Raw genomic sequence first — 15,310 nt, 5'->3', positions numbered from 1 at the left:
CTCTCAGACCCGCGTCAGGGCCCGTCCGCGCATTCCAATGGCTGATACGCCCCCTTCCAGGAACCCGGAAGATCCCCTTCACGTCTAGTGTTCCGGGCGTCACTCAACGGGCATGAACGGTTGTACGAATCCCACGAGCCGCAGGGCACGAGCCGCAAGGAGCTGGAAGAACCGTGACCGAGGGGGCCGGCATCCGGGGCATCCGCGACGGAGACCTGCCGGACGATCTGACCGCCGCCGAGGCCGGGATGTGGCAGGCCTTCCGCAACGGCAGCGTGTACGACCTGAGCAGCGGCGACACCGTCGTCGACGACCCGCACGGCGGGCATCCCTGGGGGCCCGAGCGGACGGTACGCGCGCGGATCATCTGCTGGCTGCTCCTGGACGGGCCGCCCGCGCTCGCGGGCCGGGTGTCGTCCCTGAAGCTCACCGGAGTGCAGATCAGCGGCACCCTGGACCTCGCGGGCGGCACGATCGTGCCGTACCTGGAGATGAAGGGCTGCCGCTTCGAGCGGGAGATCCTGCTGCCGGAGGCCCGCTTCACCACCGCGCGGTTCGTGGACTGCTCGGTGCCCCGCCTGGAGGCCGCCCGGGTGCACACCGAGGGCGATCTGCATCTGCCGCGCTGCCGGTTCCACAACGGCGTGCGGCTGACCGACGCGCACATCGGGACCGACCTGCTGATGAACCAGGCGATCGTCTACCGCGACCGCAGCGGCCGTTCGATCGCCGCGGACGGCATGACCGTGGGCCAGGACCTCCAGGCCGAGTTACTGGAGTCGCACGGCGAGCTGAGCCTGCGCAGCGCCACCATCGGCGTCTCGCTGAGCCTGCGCGGCGCCCGCCTGAACAACCCGTACACCCGGCTCGCGCTGAACGCCCCGCAGCTGACCGTCGAGCGCACGCTGTACCTGACCCCGGCGGGCGTCGGCGCCGCCATGCGCAGCGGGGCGACCCCCGCGCGCGGGACGCGGATCCAGCGCTTCGAGTGCCAGGGCGGGGTCCGGCTGGACGACGGGCGGTTCGGGGACGCGGTCGACCTGGAGCGGGCCCGGTTCACCTTCACCGACGAGCAGGAGCTGTCGCTGCGCCGCATCCAGGCCCCGGAGCTGCGCTTCCTCGGCGAGAAGCCGCAGCGCGGCAAGGTGGTCCTGTCGGGCGCCCGCGTCGGCAACCTCGTGGACCGGGCGACCGCCTGGCCGGGGCCCGGCAATCTCCACATGGGCGGCTTCGTCTACGAGAACCTCGTCCCGCACGGCCCCTTCCCGCTGGCCGAGCGCCTGGACTGGGTGGCGGCCGCGACCGCCGAGTACAACCCGGAGCCGTACGAGAGACTCGCCGCCGTGCTGCGGGCCGGGGGCGAGGACGAGGACGCGCGCGAGGTGCTGCTCGCCAAGCAGCGCCGGCGCCGCGAGAGCCTGCCACCGGCCGCCAAGCTGTGGGGATACGTGCAGGACTGGACGGTCGCCTACGGGTACCGGCCGGGCCGGGCCGCCGTATGGATGGCGGTGCTGTGGGCGGCGAGCTCCCTGGCATTCGCACACGCGAGCCATCCACCGCTCAAGGGAGGCGACCACCCGGCGTGGAATCCCGCCCTGTTCGCCCTGGACCTGCTGCTTCCGGTGATCGACCTGGGCCAGGTCGGCTTCTGGCAGCTGCGCGGCGGCTGGCAGTGGCTGGCGGCGGTGATGGTCCTTCTGGGGTGGATCCTGGCGACCACGGTCGCGGCTGGAGCAACCAGGCTGTTGCGGCGGAATTAGGGAGGTTTTTGGTACGTAAGGTGAACGAAGGTCAGCTCTTTACCTCCCCTTGACCTTCCGCCGTACAACTTTCTCCGAGTTGCACGTGCGCACTGGCGTAACGCCGAGCCGCGGTCTTTCAATGGTCGACACCATGGCTCTGCTGCCCCCCTTCCGTGCGTCGCGGATACCCCCCTACCTCACCGGCGGACTGACCGCCGACGACGAGGTACTGCTCGACGCGCCCGACGACCGGCTCGGACCCGCGCTGGTCGCCGCCGGACAGGGCTCCTACGGGCGCGCGGCCGAGCTGCTCGCCGCGACCCGCGAGGACGCCGCCTGGGAGCTGCGCGACCGGTACGTCCGGCGCCTGGCCGCCTTCGCCCGCTCGCGCCCCGAGTGGTACGACACCTGGCGCGCCGAGGCCCCGCAGGACGTGGACCGGCTGCTGCTGGGCGCCCAGCTCGCGGTGGACCGCGCCTGGGACTCACCGGCCCGCGCGGAGCTGCTGCGTGAGGTCAGCCCGCTGATCACGGCCGCCGCGCGCGGCGAGGACCGCGACCCGGTGCCCTGGCGGCTCGCCCTGGACCACGCGCGCGGATCGCAGGCGGGGCCCACCTACTTCGGCGAGCTGTGGGAGGCGGCCGTGCGGCGCGCCCCGCTCCACTACGGCTGCCATGTGGCCGCCCTGCGCTATCTGGCGACCTCCTGGCGGGGCTCGCACCGGGAGTGCTTCGACTTCGCCGAGCGGGCCGCGCAGGACGCCCCGGCCGGCTCGCTCGTCCAGGCGCTGCCCACGCGCGCGACGCTGGCCTGTCTGACCGAGGGCGCCGGGACCGTCGTGGCGCGGGAGCGGCTGGACGCGGCGGCGGACCGGGCGATCGAACTGTCCGCCACCTTCGCGGCGGCCACCCCGTGGCCTGCCGAGATCCGCAACAAGCTGGTGTTCGTCCTGGTGCGCCTCGGCCGCTGGACGGACGCCCTGGAGCAGCTGCGCATGGTCGGCCCCTACGCCACCTCGTACCCGTGGAGCCGGGAGTCGGAGGATCCCCTCGGCCGGTTCCTGGAGGTCCGCGAGGAGGTCCGCCGGCATGCCTTGATCCATCCACAAAGTGAGCACGGGGGACGTGTCCGCTCCGGAGGCCATTAGGCTTTGGCGCCGTGACCACCGTGCGGCTCCCGCTCTTCCCCCTGAACTCAGTGCTGTTCCCGGGGCTCGTGCTTCCTCTCAACGTCTTCGAGGAGCGCTATCGCGCCATGATGCGCGAACTGCTGAAGACGCCCGAGGAGGAGCCGCGCCGGTTCGCCGTCGTGGCGATCCGCGACGGCCACGAGGTGGCGCCCAGCGCACCGGGCATGCCGGACCAGACGTCCGTGCCCGAGCGCGGCCCGGCGGCCGGCTTCGGCGAGGACCCGCTCAAGGCGTTCCACTCCACCGGCTGTGTGGCGGACGCGGCGACGGTACGGGAGCGTCCCGACGGCTCGTTCGAGGTCCTGGCGACGGGCACGACCCGCGTCCGGCTGGTGTCGGTGGACGCCTCGGGCCCGTATCTGACGGCCGAACTGGAGGAGTTGGAGGAGGACGCGGGCGACGAGTCGGGGCCGCTGGCCGAGGGGGTGCTGCGGGCCTTCCGCCAGTACCAGAAGCGCCTGGCGGGAGCGCGGGAACGCTCCCTGTCGAGCGGCACGGACCTGCCCGACGAGCCCTCCGTGGTCTCCTACCTGGTGGCGGCGGCGATGATGCTGGACACCCCCACCAAGCAGCGCCTGCTCCAGGCCCCCGACACCGCGTCCCGGCTCCGCGACGAACTGAGACTGCTGCGCGCGGAGACGGCGATCATCCGTAACCTTCCGTCGTTGCCGGCGTCGGAACTGACGCGCGGCCCGACGAGTCTGAACTGAACCCGGGGAAGCGTCAGATGCCGAAGAAGGCCAAGAAGCAGCAGCAGTCCGGGGGTACCCCCGCGACGGTGGCCCTGACCGCCGCGGGCGTGCCCTTCACGGTCCACGCCTACGAGCACGACCCCTCCCACCCGTCCTACGGCGAGGAGGCGGCGGAGGCGATGGGGGTCTCCCCGGACCGCGTCTTCAAGACCCTGGTCGCGGACGTGGACGGGGCGCTCACGGTGGCGGTGGTCCCGGTGGCGGGCTCCCTGGACCTGAAGGCGCTGGCGACGGCCGTGTCCGGCAAGCGGGCCGCGATGGCCGACCCGACTCTCGCCGAACGCACCACGGGCTACGTCAGGGGCGGCATCTCCCCGCTCGGCCAGCGCAAGAAGCTCCCCACGGTCCTGGACGCCTCGGCCGCCGGCCACGCCACGATCTGCGTCTCGGCGGGCCGCAGAGGCCTGGAGGTCGAACTCTCCCCCACGGACCTGACCCACCTCACCGACGCGACCCTGGCCCCCATCGCCCGCGCGTGACCCCTCGACGAGACGCCCTTCCTCGACTAAGCAGAAGAGGCATGTCGAAGAAAACCCGCAAACGCAAGTGGCGCACAAAAAAGGGCCGCAGCAACCACGGCAGCCGCCCGGCGTAAATCATCAAACGCAGGTCCAGGCAATCCCAGCCCGTCCGGCGTTTGAGGACGAGGCCCCTTCAGGGCCGATGGGGGTCTGGGGGCGCAGCCCCCAGGGAGCGGCGGCCCCCGGGGGCGGGGTCGCGGGGTCGAAGGGGCGGCAGCCCCTGGTGGGGGTCCCCCCTCTGGGGGAGGGACGGGTAGGGGCAGCGGGGGCGAAGATCCCCACCGCCCCCACCGCCCACGTCACACAGAACCCGAACCCGTCACACCCGATCCCCCCGCCAAGGCAACTCCGCCGTCACCCGAGTAGGCCCCCCACCCGGCGAATCCACCACCAGAATCCCGTCGACCGCGTCCAACCGCTCCGCCAGCCCCGCCAACCCCGACCCGGCAGACACATCGGCTCCACCCACCCCGTTGTCCACCACCTGCAACAACAGCCGATCCTCCACCCGCCACACATCCACCGCCGCCCACGTGGCCCGCGCATGCTTGCTGACGTTCTGCAACAGCTCCGACACCGTGAAGTACGCGATCCCCTCGATCGCCGGCGCCGGCCGCGACGCCAGATCCACCTCCACCTGCACCGGCACCGTGCACCGAGAGGCCACCGAGGAGAGCGCCGCATCCAGCCCCCGGTCCGTCAGCACCGCCGGATGGATCCCCCGCGCCAGATCCCGCAGCTCCTGAAGCGCCGTCTTCACCTCACCGTGCGCCTCGTCCACCATCCGCGCCGCCGCCGCCGGATCCTCCGTGAGCTTCTCCTTCGCCAGCCCCAGATCCATCGCCAGCGCCACCAGCCGGGCCTGTGCCCCGTCGTGCAGATCCCGCTCGATCCGCCGCAGATCGGCCGCCGCGGTGTCCACCACGACCCCCCGGTCCGACTCCAGCTCCACCACCCGCGCCGACAGCCGGGTCGGCCCCAGCAGCCCGTGCACCATCACCCGGTCCACCGTCGTCAGCGCCCGCACGATCCACGGCGTGGCCAGCGTGAACAACAGCCCCACCAGCGCGGTCACCCCGATCTCGAACGGGTTGTCCAGATAGATGTGGTGGGTCTCGTCGCCGTACAGCTGAAGCCCGTCCTGACCGACGTACGCCGGAAAGACCCAGAACCACAGCGGATACGTCAGCAGCGCCCAGCCGTACACCCAGAAGTTCACCGCGACGACGAACGAGAACAGCGCCCACGGCAGATGCAGCACGGAGTACAGCAGCGTCCGCCACGACGTCCCGCTCTTGAGCACCGCCCCGATCCACGCCATGAACCCGGACCCGCGCATCCTGAGCGGCTCCGGATCGCCGACCTCGAGACCCAGCAGCCCTCGCGCCCGCGCCCGCTCCATCGCCCCGAGCCCCCGGCACCCGGCGAGTCCGGCCGCGAACACCGGGATGCCGAGGAAGGTCACCAGCAGTCCCGCGCCCAGCGAGACCATCGTGACGGCGTACGTGAACATCACGATGCTGATCGGCAGGCTCAGCAGCACATAGCCGAGCTCCCGCCAGGTCCGCCCCTCGAACGGCGCCCGCAGCCCCGCCGGCACCCGGTGCCGCCGTACTTCCTCGGGGAACCCGAGCCCACTGTCGTACCCGTAGTCCGTGGCCATCGACGTCGTCCTTCTTCCTCGTCCTGCGCCTGTGGTGTCGTACCTCCACCCTGCTGCGCCGCAGGTCTGGGGGACATGGAGTCCGTCGGCGTCTTGGAAGGGGGGTTTTCCCCACCCCTACGGCTGCTACGACCGCTCCGGCGCCCGGTCCCGCCACGGCAGCTCCGCCGTGACCACCGTCGGACCCCCCGGCGGCGAGTCGATGACGAACAGCCCGTCGACCGCGTCGAGCCGCTCCGCGAGCCCTCGCATACCGGTGCCGCCGTCGAGGCGGGCGCCGCCGCGGCCGTCGTCCCAGACCTGGATGAGCAGCCGGTCCTCCGCCCGCCACACGTCGACCGACGCCGACCGCGCCCCACTGTGCTTGCTGATGTTCTGCAACAGCTCCGAGACGGTGAAGTAGGCGATCCCCTCGATCGCCTGGACCGGCCGCGCGTCGAGGTCGGCGGTCACCTTCACCGGCACCGTGCAGCGCGAGGCGACCGACGAGAGCGCGGCATCGAGCCCGCGGTCGGTCAGTACGGCGGGATGGATGCCCCGCGCCAGATCCCGCAGCTCCTGAAGCGCCAGCTTCACCTCGCCGTGCGCCTCCGCGACCATCGCCTGCGCGTACTCCGGGTCCTCCAGGAGCTTCTCCTTCGCGAGGCCGAGCCCCATGGCCAGATTGACCAGCCGGGCCTGCGCCCCGTCGTGCAGATCGCGCTCGATCCGCCGGAGATCGGCGGCGGCCGTGTCGACCACGACCCCCCGGTCCGACTCCAGTTCGGCGATACGGCGTTCCAGCTCGTCGGAGGGCGACAGCAGACCCCGCACCATCGCCCGGTCCACGTTGGCGAGGCCCCGCGCGATGAACGGCAGCACCGGCCACAGCACGAACAACGACGTCAGCGTGACGGTGAAGGTGAGCACGCCCCACGGCAGCCGGATGAAGTCGTACAGCACCGTCCGCCAGCCCACCGGGTCCTTCAACCCCATCCACAGCCGGGCGAAGAAGCCGCTGCCGCCGTTCTTCGTGCGCCACGGCAGGGGGCTCGGTTCGTCCACCCGCACCCCGAGCAGCGCCCGGGCCCGCGCCCGCTCCAGCTTGCCCAGCTGCCGCGCTCCCAGCAGACCGGCCGCGAGCAACGGGAAACCGATCACCGTCACGGTCAGCCAGAAGCCGGTGAACAGCACCGTCATGACGTAGACGAATCCGAAGATCGACACGGGAAGGTTCGCCAGGAGGTGCGCGATCTCCTTCCAGGTGTGCGCGTCGTAGGCGATACGGGCCGGCGGCAGCCGCTCGCCCTCGCCGCTTCCTGCGGCGGTCACGGCACGGCTCGGGGACGATTGGCGTTCGGTCATATGGGCTAGCGTGCCGCGCGTGAGGGCCGTGCGCCATGAGGCGGACCGCCGCGACGTGCGGGGGAAAACCCCACCCCCGTTCCTTCGAGGGGTGACGGGCTGCTTACCGTGCCTTTACGAGGGCCTAGACTCCCGTGCGTACAGATCGTCGAACAGCGGTGTTCAGCAGCTCACAGGGCAGCTCACAGGGAGCGAGGAGCGGACGTGCCGGAACCGACCGTCGTCGGTGCAAGCGCCGTCGATCCGACTGTCGTCGCGGCGGACTACTTCCAGTCGTACTCGGTCGTCGGACTGCTCGCCGTCGTCGGCGTGCTGTTCGTCGCGGTCGCCTTCGGCGCCGGACGCCTGCTGCGACCGGTGGTCCCCACCCCCGAGAAACTCCTGACGTACGAGTGCGGAGTCGACCCCGTCGGCGAGGGCTGGGCCCACACCCAGGTCCGCTACTACGTCTATGCCTTCCTCTACGTCATCTTCGCCGTCGACTCGATCTTCCTGTTCCCGTGGGCGACGGTGTTCGCCGCCGACGGCTACGGCGCGACCACCCTCGTGGAGATGTTCATCTTCCTGGGCTTCCTCGCCGTGGGGCTGTTGTACGCGTACAAGAAGGGTGTCCTGACATGGACGTGACCCCCTCGGAACCCGTTCTGCTGCCGGAGCCGAAACGGCTGGGCGCGCTCGCCCGCCTCGCCCCCGAGCCGATGAAGGTGGTCCTCAACTGGGGCCGCCGGTACTCCCTCTGGGTCTTCAACTTCGGCCTCGCCTGCTGCGCGATCGAGTTCATCGCCGCGTCGATGGCCCGCCACGACTTCATCCGCCTCGGCGTCATCCCCTTCGCCCCGGGCCCCCGCCAGGCCGACCTGATGGTCGTCTCCGGCACGGTCACGGACAAGATGGCACCGGCCGTGAAGCGCCTGTACGAACAGATGCCCGAGCCCAAGTACGTCATCTCCTTCGGCGCGTGCAGCAACTGCGGAGGCCCCTACTGGGACTCCTACTCGGTGACGAAGGGCGTCGACCAGATCATCCCGGTGGACGTCTACGTCCCCGGCTGCCCTCCCCGCCCGGAGGCCCTCCTCCAGGGCATCCTGAAACTCCAGGAGAAGATCGCGCGGGAGTCGCTGGGGGAGCGGTACGGGGTGACGGCCGGGACGGCTGGGCCGGCTGGGACGTCCGGGGGCCGCGCGTCGGTGGCGGCGCTGCAGAGCGGGTTGGTGACGGGGCCGGAGGGGTCTGGAGGGCCGGAGAGTGCCTCTCGGGCTGCTCAGGCCGCTCAGGGTGAGGGGGACGCGACGTGACCGGCGCCGTCGGGTGGCTCCCCGCCCCCGCCGAGGAACTCTTCGGCCCGGAGGCCACCGCGGAGGAGTCCTACGAGGTCCTGACGGTGGACGTCCCGCCGACGGACTGGCTCACGGCACTCCGCGTGGCCCGCGACGACCTGGGCTGCACCTACTTCGACTGGCTGAGCGCGGTCGACGAACCCGGCACCGGCTTCCGCGTGGCGGCCCACGTGGCGGCCCTCTCCCCGGTCCGACGCCTGCTGCTCCGCACGACGATCCCCCACGAGACCCCGGTCCTCCCCACCGCCGTCGACATCTACGCGGGCGCCGCCTGGCACGAACGCGAGACCCACGAGATGTTCGGCGTCACCTTCGAGGGCCACCCCTCGCTCGCCCACCTCCTGCTCCCGGAGACCTTCGAGGGCCACCCCCTCCGCAAGGACTTCGTCCTCGCCGCCCGCGTCGCCAAGGCCTGGCCCGGCGCGAAGGAACCGGGCGAGTCCGAACACGGCGGCCCCAAGCGCCGCCAGATGCTCCCCCCAGGAGTCCCCGACCCCAACGACTGGGGCCCCCAAAAGGGCCAACTCCCCCCCACCCCCACCCGCCCGACCCGCACCCCCCGCCCCTCATCCGACCGCCCCGTCCGCCGCGCGCGCTCGGCGTCGGAGGGGTCGGCGAGCCAGGGGGAGACGGGGGTTGGCGGGGCCGGAGCCGGGGCCGCGGCTGGAGCCGGGGCGGAGGCTGCGGGTGCGGTTTCGCGTCGGGGGCGTTCGGCGGCGGAGGGGTCGGCGAGCCAGGCGGAGACGCCGGTTGGCGGATCCGGAGCCGGGGCGAGGGCTGCGGGTGCGGCTCCGCGTCGGGCGCGTTCGGCGGCTGAGGGTTCGGCGAGCCAGGCGGGCGGGGCTGGGACGCCGGGTGCGGCGGGCGAGGGTTCGGTGAGTCAGGCTGAGGTGTCGCCCGGTGCCGGTGAGGCTGCGGGTGCGGCTCCGCGTCGGGCGCGTTCGGCGGCTGAGGGTTCGGCGAGCCAGGCCGAGGTGTCGCCCCGTGCAGGCGAGGCCGGTGCTGGGCCAGGTCGGGCGCGTTCTGTTTCGGAGGGTTCGGCGAGCCAGGTAGAGGGGTCGGGGACGTCGGGTGCGGGGCCCGAGGCGAGGACCGGTACTCCGGGTGCCTCGCCCGCAGGCGTGCCCCGACGCACCCGTACCGCTGCGCAGGGTTCCGCCAGCCAGACGGCACCGGGAGCCGACAGTACGGGTGACGGTCCGGCAGACCAGGCCGACGGCACGCCCGGGTCCGCTGCTCCGGCAACCGGCTCGCCCGAGCCCTCGACCAAGGCCGAGGCGAAGGGCTCGCCCGCGTCGGATGCCGCCACCTCGCAGCGCCCGGCAGGGACCGGCGCCGCGCCGGCAGGGCCGCGTCGGGCTCGCAGCGCCTCAGGCGGTTCCGCGAGCCAGCGCGCCGCGACCCCCGCCGAACCGTCCTCCGACGACACGAGCGCCACCCCCGCACGCCCCCAACCCACCACCCCGCGCAGCCCGGACGCCCCCTGGCACCACGCCCGCCCGGCCTTCGACGACCCGGCAACGGAACGACCCCGCGCCCCCCAGGACGCGGAATCCCCCCAGAGCCCGGAGCCACCCAAGCCCCAGGAAGAGCCCTCGGCGTCCGAACAGTCCCCGGCGTCTCAACCGTCCCCGGCGTCCGAAGAGCCCTCGGCGTCCGAAGAGCCGACCCCTGAGACCGCCGCGTCGGCCCACGAACCGGCCGCACCGAATCCTCAGGACACCGGCCCAACTCCCGACGACCCCGCTGATGGGCCTAACCCCGACGGGCCAACTTCCGACGACTCGACCCCCGACGGCCGAACCGTCGACGAACCCGCCGACGACGACTCGACCCCGGACGACCCGCCGTCCCCGGACCTGACCACCCCCCACCCCCGCACCCCGGACACCCCACCAGGAGGCCCGCAGTGAACGACGCTCTCGACGTCGCCGTGCGACTCCTGATCGTCTTCGTCGTCTTCCTCACCTTCCCCTTGATCATCGGCCAGACCGAGCACAAGGTGATGGCCCACATGCAGGGCCGCCTGGGCCCCATGTACGCCGGCGGCTTCCACGGCTGGGCCCAACTCGTCGCCGACGGCGTCAAGTTCGCCCAGAAGGAAGACGTCGTACCGGCGGGCGCGGACCGCCGTATCTTCCAACTCGCCCCCGCCGTCGCCCTCCTGCCCTACCTCCTCGTCCTCCTCGCCATCCCGATCGGCCCCGGAGAGGGCGCCGTGGGCGAGGTCGTCGACGCGGGCGTGTTCTTCGTGCTCGCCGTGATGGGCGTGGGTGTCCTCGGCTCCCTCATGGCCGGCTGGGCCTCCGCCAACAAGTTCTCCCTCCTCGGCGGCCTCCGCACCGCCGCACAGCTCCTCGCCTACGAACTCCCGATGCTGCTCACCGCCGCCTCGGTGGCGATGGCGGCCGGTACGGTCTCCCTCCCCGGCATCCTCGACGCCTTCGAGTGGTGGTGGCTCCCCTGGCAGATCGTCGGCGCGATCGTCTTCTTCGTCGCCGGCCTCGCCGAACTCCAGCGCCCTCCCTTCGACATGCCCGTGGCCGACTCGGAGATCATCTTTGGCGCCTACACCGAGTACACCGGCCTCCGCTTCGCCCTGTTCCTCCTCGCCGAGTACGCCGGAATCGTCGTCCTGTGCGGCCTCACCACCGTCCTCTTCCTGGGCGGCTGGCACGGCCCCTGGGGCGCCGACGGTCTCGGCTGGGTCTGGACCCTCCTCAAGACAGCCGTGCTCGCCTTCGTCGTCATCTGGCTCCGCGTGACCTACCCCCGCCTGCGCGAGGACCAGCTCCAGAAGCTCTCCTGGACCCTCCTCGTCCCCCTCTCCCTCGCCCAGATCGCCCTCACCGGCATCGTCAAGGTGGTGATCCAGTAGCTATGGCCCCGATCCCCGGCAGCGGCCTCGCCAAGGGCCTGGCCGTCACCCTGCGCACGATGACGAAGAAGACCGTCACCGAGCAGTACCCCGACGTCCAGCCCGATCTCCCGCCCCGCACCCGCGGAGTGATCGGCCTGTTCGAGGAGAACTGCACGGTCTGCATGCTCTGCGCCCGTGAGTGCCCCGACTGGTGCATCTACATCGACTCCCACAAGGAGACGGTCCCCGCCGCGACCCCGGGCGGCCGCGAGCGCAGCCGCAACGTCCTCGACCGCTTCGCCATCGACTTCTCCCTCTGCATGTACTGCGGTATCTGCATCGAGGTGTGTCCTTTCGACGCCCTGTTCTGGTCCCCGGAGTTCGAGTACGCCGAGACCGACATCCGCGACCTCACCCACGAGCGGGACAAGCTCCGCGAGTGGATGTGGACCGTCCCGGCGCCGCCCGCACTCGACCCTGGTGCGGAGGAACCGAAGGAGATCGCCACCGCCCGCAAGACCGCCGAAAAACTGACGGCAACCCAGCCCAAGCCGGCGGCCCCGACCGGATCCAACGCCGAGCCCTCTGCTGCCGCGACGGACGCCAGCCCGGCCGCACCGAACCCCGAGCCGACGCCCCCAGCCGGACCCAAGCCCGACCCCACCGAGCCGGGCCCCCAGCCGACCGAGCCGCCCACCGGGCCGACCGCCCCCGAGGGAGACGCCCCGTGACCCTCGACGCAGCCACCGCGACGGCGGCGCACCCCACGCTCACCACGGTCGCCGCCGACTCCCACGGCTTTCTCTCCCCGACCGGTGTCGAGGTCGCCTTCCTGCTCGTCGGTCTCGTCACCTTCGGCGCCGCCCTCGTCACCGTCACCACCAAGCAGCTGGTGCACGCCGCCCTGTGGCTGGTGGTGGCGCTCGGCGGTCTCGCCGTCGAATACCTCCTGCTCACCGCCGAGTTCATCGCCTGGGTGCAGGTCCTCATCTATGTCGGCTCCGTCGTCGTCCTCCTTCTGTTCGGTCTGATGCTCACCAGGGCCCCCATCGGCCGCTCCCCGGACGCCGACTCCGGCAACCGCTGGGCCGCCCTCGCGGTGGCCGTCGCCGCGGCCGCGGCTCTGGTCTGGGTGGTCGTGGACGCCTTCCGCACCACCTGGATCGACCTGGACGGCCCCGCCGCCGGCTCCACCGAGGCCACCGGCGCCAGCCTCTTCCAGAACTGGGTCCTCCCCTTCGAGGCCCTCTCCGTCCTGCTCCTCGCGGCCCTGGTCGGCGCGATCGTCCTGTCCCGCAAGGCGAAGGCGGAGTCGAGCTCTCCCCCTGTGAACTCCCAAGCCGCGACCGGTAGTTCCCCATCCGCGCCGAATTCCCGTATTCACCCGATAGGGCGAAATGGGTCAGTCGAGGCAACCCGGTCGGCCGGGGGAGCCGAGCCCACGGCCCGGGGAAGCGAGCCGGCCGGTCAAACCGACCCGGCCGAGCAGGAAGGCGCCCGCTGATGCACCTCGCCTATCCCGCCGTGCTCTCCGCCCTCCTCTTCTGCACCGGCCTCTACGGAGTCCTCGCCCGCCGCAACGCCATCCTCGTCCTGATGTCGGTCGAGCTGATGCTCAACGCCGTCAACCTGAACCTGGTCGCCTTCGACGTCTGGCTCAGCAAGGCCGCCGAGGAGACCCTGCACTCCGGCCAGGCCCTGACCCTGTTCACCATCGCCATCGCCGCGGCCGAGATCGGTATCGGCCTCGCGATCGTCCTCGCCGTCCACCGCAACCGCGGCACCGCCGACATCGACAAACTCCGCGACACCGCCGAGGGCCACGGCCCCGACGATTCCGACGACGACGCCCACCCCGCCGAACAGACCGCGGAGACCGGGCGGACCGGGAAGGCTGAGGCCACCGCGTGACCACGACCACCCTCGCCGTCCTCGTCCCCCTCCTCCCCTTCCTGGGTGCCGCGGCCGGCCTGCTCCTGGGCCGCACCGCCCCCGGCTTCGTCCGCCCCCTCGCCGTCGTCCCGACGCTCGCCGCCCTCGCGCTCGCCGCCGTGGTCGCCGTGCGCCAGGGCGGCGACCAGACGGTGAACGCGGCCACCGAACTCACCCCGACCGGCTCGGTGCCGATCGAACTCGCCCTCTACATCGACGGCTTCGCCGCCCTCGTAGCCGTTCTGGTCGCCTTCGTCGCCATCTGCGTGCAGATCTACTCGACGGGCTATCTGCGTGACGACCCGCGCTACCCCTCGTACGCCGCTCTCGTCTCCCTGTTCACCTCCGCGATGCTGCTCGTCGTCTACTCCGGCGACCTGATCGTGCTGCTGGTCGGCTGGGAGATCATGGGCATCTGCTCGTACTTCCTGGTCGGCCACTATTGGGAGACCCCGGAGGCCCGCGCCGCCTCCCTGAAGGCCTTCCTGGTGACCAAACTCGGTGACGTCCCCTTCCTGATCGGCCTGTTCGCGCTGGCCACCGACGCGGGATCCTTCAGGATCACCAAGGTCCTCGACGCCGTCGCGCACGGCGGACTCGACCACCCGACCCTGATCGCCCTGCTCCTCCTCGCGGGCGTGGCGGGCAAGTCGGCGCAGTTCCCGCTGCACACCTGGCTCCCCGACGCCATGGCCGGCCCCACCCCCGTCTCCGCGCTGATCCACGCCGCGACGATGGTCGCCGCCGGTGTCTACTTCATCGCCCGTCTCCTCCCGGTCTTCGAGGCCTCCCAGGCCGCGATGGTGGTCCTCGCCGCCATGGCCGCCGTCACGATGCTCGGCTCCGGTCTCGCCGCGCTCGCCCAGGACGACATCAAGCGCGTCCTCGCCTACTCGACGATCGGTCAGCTCGGCTACATGACCGGCGCCCTGGCCGTCGGCGACCGCGGCGCCGCCGTCTTCCACCTCCTGTCCCACGGCGCCTTCAAGGCGCTGCTGTTCCTCGCGGCCGGCGTGATCATCCACGCCGCCGGCACCAACTCACTGGCCGCCATGTCCCGCATGAAGGACCTGCGCGCCCGTATCCCCGACGCCTTCTGGACGATGACCGTGGCGCTCCTCGCGCTCGCCGCGATCCCGCCCTTCAGCGGCTTCTTCTCCAAGGAGTCCGTCCTTGGCGCCGCCGAACACGTGGCCACCGGCCACACCGAGCACGCCCCCGGTGCCGCCGGCTGGATCACCCTGGTCGCCGGGCTCCTGACGGCCTTGCTCACCGCCGCGTACGCGACCCGCCTGTGGCTGCTGGCCTTCAACGGGCGCGGCACCGAGGCCCCCGACCACGGCCGCCAGCCGCTGACGATGACAGTGGTGCTGTGGGTCCTCGCGGCCCCCTCCCTCGCCCTCGGCGCGTTCGCCTACCGCGTGCTGCCCGACTGGTTCGACGGACGCGACCTCACCCCGACCCTCACCACCTCCGTGCTCGGCACGGGCGTGGCCCTGATCGGTGGCCTGGTCACCTACGCCGCCTGGCGCCACACCAGCGCGGTCGCGGCCCGCGTCCCCCTGGGCGCGGTCGCCGCCCACCCCGAGGGCGACGCCGGACTGGTCGAGGCCGAGGCCATCGCCACCCACGAGCCCGCCTACGGAGACGTGGCCTACGCGCCCGACCCCGCCGACCCCGGACGGCTGCTGCTCGGGCCTCTGCACCGCCACGCGGCCGTCGGCTTCCACCTCGACGCCCTGTACACGGCTGTGTTCGTCCGCCCGGTCCAGGCCGGAGCCGATCTTGTGCGGTTCCTGGACCGGGAGGTCGTCGAGACCTACGTACGCGGCGCGGGCGCGCTGCCCCGCTGGCTCGGCATCGCCGTACGGCGAGCCCAGACCGGCAATCTCCAGACCTATGTGAGCGCGCTGCTCGCCGGCACCGTCGTCCTCGCGGTCGCCGTCGTCCTCGTCGCCACGGGAGCGTGA

14 protein-coding genes are annotated in these 15,310 nt (G+C 72.0%); 12 read left to right on the top strand and 2 right to left on the bottom strand.

The window, feature by feature from the left end; translation table 11 throughout:
• Positions 1–173 precede the first annotated feature (173 nt).
• From ACFULQ_RS24040 to ybaK, 4 genes are all read left to right on the top strand, one after another.
• Positions 174–1,760: an oxidoreductase gene (locus tag ACFULQ_RS24040; protein ID WP_383547025.1), complete on the top strand. Its 1,587-nt coding sequence runs from the start codon at positions 174–176 to the stop codon at positions 1,758–1,760.
• A gap of 121 nt (positions 1,761–1,881) precedes the next feature.
• Positions 1,882–2,889: a hypothetical protein gene (locus ACFULQ_RS24035; RefSeq protein ID WP_383547023.1), complete on the top strand. Its 1,008-nt coding sequence runs from the start codon at positions 1,882–1,884 to the stop codon at positions 2,887–2,889.
• 11 nt (positions 2,890–2,900) lie between these two features.
• Positions 2,901–3,641 carry an LON peptidase substrate-binding domain-containing protein gene (locus ACFULQ_RS24030; protein ID WP_383547022.1) on the top strand — a complete coding sequence of 247 codons (741 nt, stop codon included), beginning with the start codon at positions 2,901–2,903 and terminating at the stop codon, positions 3,639–3,641.
• Positions 3,642–3,658: 17 nt separating this feature from the next.
• Positions 3,659–4,162, top strand: coding sequence for a Cys-tRNA(Pro) deacylase (gene ybaK, locus ACFULQ_RS24025; protein ID WP_383547020.1), 504 nt, complete (start codon positions 3,659–3,661; stop codon positions 4,160–4,162).
• A 361-nt stretch (positions 4,163–4,523) separates the two neighbouring features.
• On the opposite strand, the gene ACFULQ_RS24020 is transcribed toward ybaK, so the two are convergent.
• A complete protein-coding gene (locus ACFULQ_RS24020) occupies positions 4,524–5,867 on the bottom strand; it encodes a sensor histidine kinase (RefSeq protein WP_383547018.1) in 1,344 nt (447 codons plus the stop codon).
• Between the two features lie 126 nt (positions 5,868–5,993).
• Entirely contained in the window at positions 5,994–7,211 is a 1,218-nt protein-coding gene (locus tag ACFULQ_RS24015) for a sensor histidine kinase (protein WP_383547016.1), read from the bottom strand.
• A 204-nt stretch (positions 7,212–7,415) separates the two neighbouring features.
• Here ACFULQ_RS24015 and ACFULQ_RS24010 point away from each other — a divergent pair, with 204 nt between their 5' ends.
• Genes ACFULQ_RS24010 through ACFULQ_RS23975 form a run of 8 tightly spaced genes read left to right on the top strand, consistent with a single transcriptional unit; the run spans position 7,416 to position 15,310 of the window.
• Positions 7,416–7,838, top strand: coding sequence for an NADH-quinone oxidoreductase subunit A (locus ACFULQ_RS24010; RefSeq protein WP_383547014.1), 423 nt, complete (start codon positions 7,416–7,418; stop codon positions 7,836–7,838).
• Positions 7,829–8,506: an NADH-quinone oxidoreductase subunit B gene (locus tag ACFULQ_RS24005; protein WP_383547012.1), complete on the top strand. Its 678-nt coding sequence runs from the start codon at positions 7,829–7,831 to the stop codon at positions 8,504–8,506. Before ACFULQ_RS24010 ends, ACFULQ_RS24005 begins: the two co-directional genes overlap by 10 nt.
• Positions 8,503–10,461 (top strand): NADH-quinone oxidoreductase subunit C, encoded by a 1,959-nt coding sequence (locus tag ACFULQ_RS24000; protein WP_383547011.1) that lies wholly within the window; start codon positions 8,503–8,505, stop codon positions 10,459–10,461. Before ACFULQ_RS24005 ends, ACFULQ_RS24000 begins: the two co-directional genes overlap by 4 nt.
• Positions 10,458–11,426, top strand: a complete 969-nt coding sequence (locus tag ACFULQ_RS23995; RefSeq protein ID WP_123762475.1) for a complex I subunit 1 family protein — start codon at positions 10,458–10,460, stop codon at positions 11,424–11,426. The genes ACFULQ_RS24000 and ACFULQ_RS23995 overlap by 4 nt, the downstream gene beginning before the upstream one ends.
• A gap of 2 nt (positions 11,427–11,428) precedes the next feature.
• Positions 11,429–12,139: a 4Fe-4S binding protein gene (locus ACFULQ_RS23990; RefSeq protein WP_383547010.1), complete on the top strand. Its 711-nt coding sequence runs from the start codon at positions 11,429–11,431 to the stop codon at positions 12,137–12,139.
• Entirely contained in the window at positions 12,136–12,912 is a 777-nt protein-coding gene (locus ACFULQ_RS23985) for an NADH-quinone oxidoreductase subunit J (RefSeq protein ID WP_383547008.1), read from the top strand. The genes ACFULQ_RS23990 and ACFULQ_RS23985 overlap by 4 nt, the downstream gene beginning before the upstream one ends.
• Positions 12,912–13,319, top strand: a complete 408-nt coding sequence (nuoK, locus tag ACFULQ_RS23980; protein WP_383547006.1) for an NADH-quinone oxidoreductase subunit NuoK — start codon at positions 12,912–12,914, stop codon at positions 13,317–13,319. The genes ACFULQ_RS23985 and nuoK overlap by 1 nt, the downstream gene beginning before the upstream one ends.
• Entirely contained in the window at positions 13,316–15,310 is a 1,995-nt protein-coding gene (locus tag ACFULQ_RS23975; RefSeq protein ID WP_383547005.1) for an NADH-quinone oxidoreductase subunit L, read from the top strand. The genes nuoK and ACFULQ_RS23975 overlap by 4 nt, the downstream gene beginning before the upstream one ends.

The organism is Streptomyces sp. NPDC057253 (assembly GCF_042669125.1).
GTDB lineage: Bacteria > Actinomycetota > Actinomycetes > Streptomycetales > Streptomycetaceae > Streptomyces.
The sequence above is the reverse complement of the archived record's forward strand: the minus strand, read 5'-3'. Positions and strand labels throughout refer to the sequence as shown.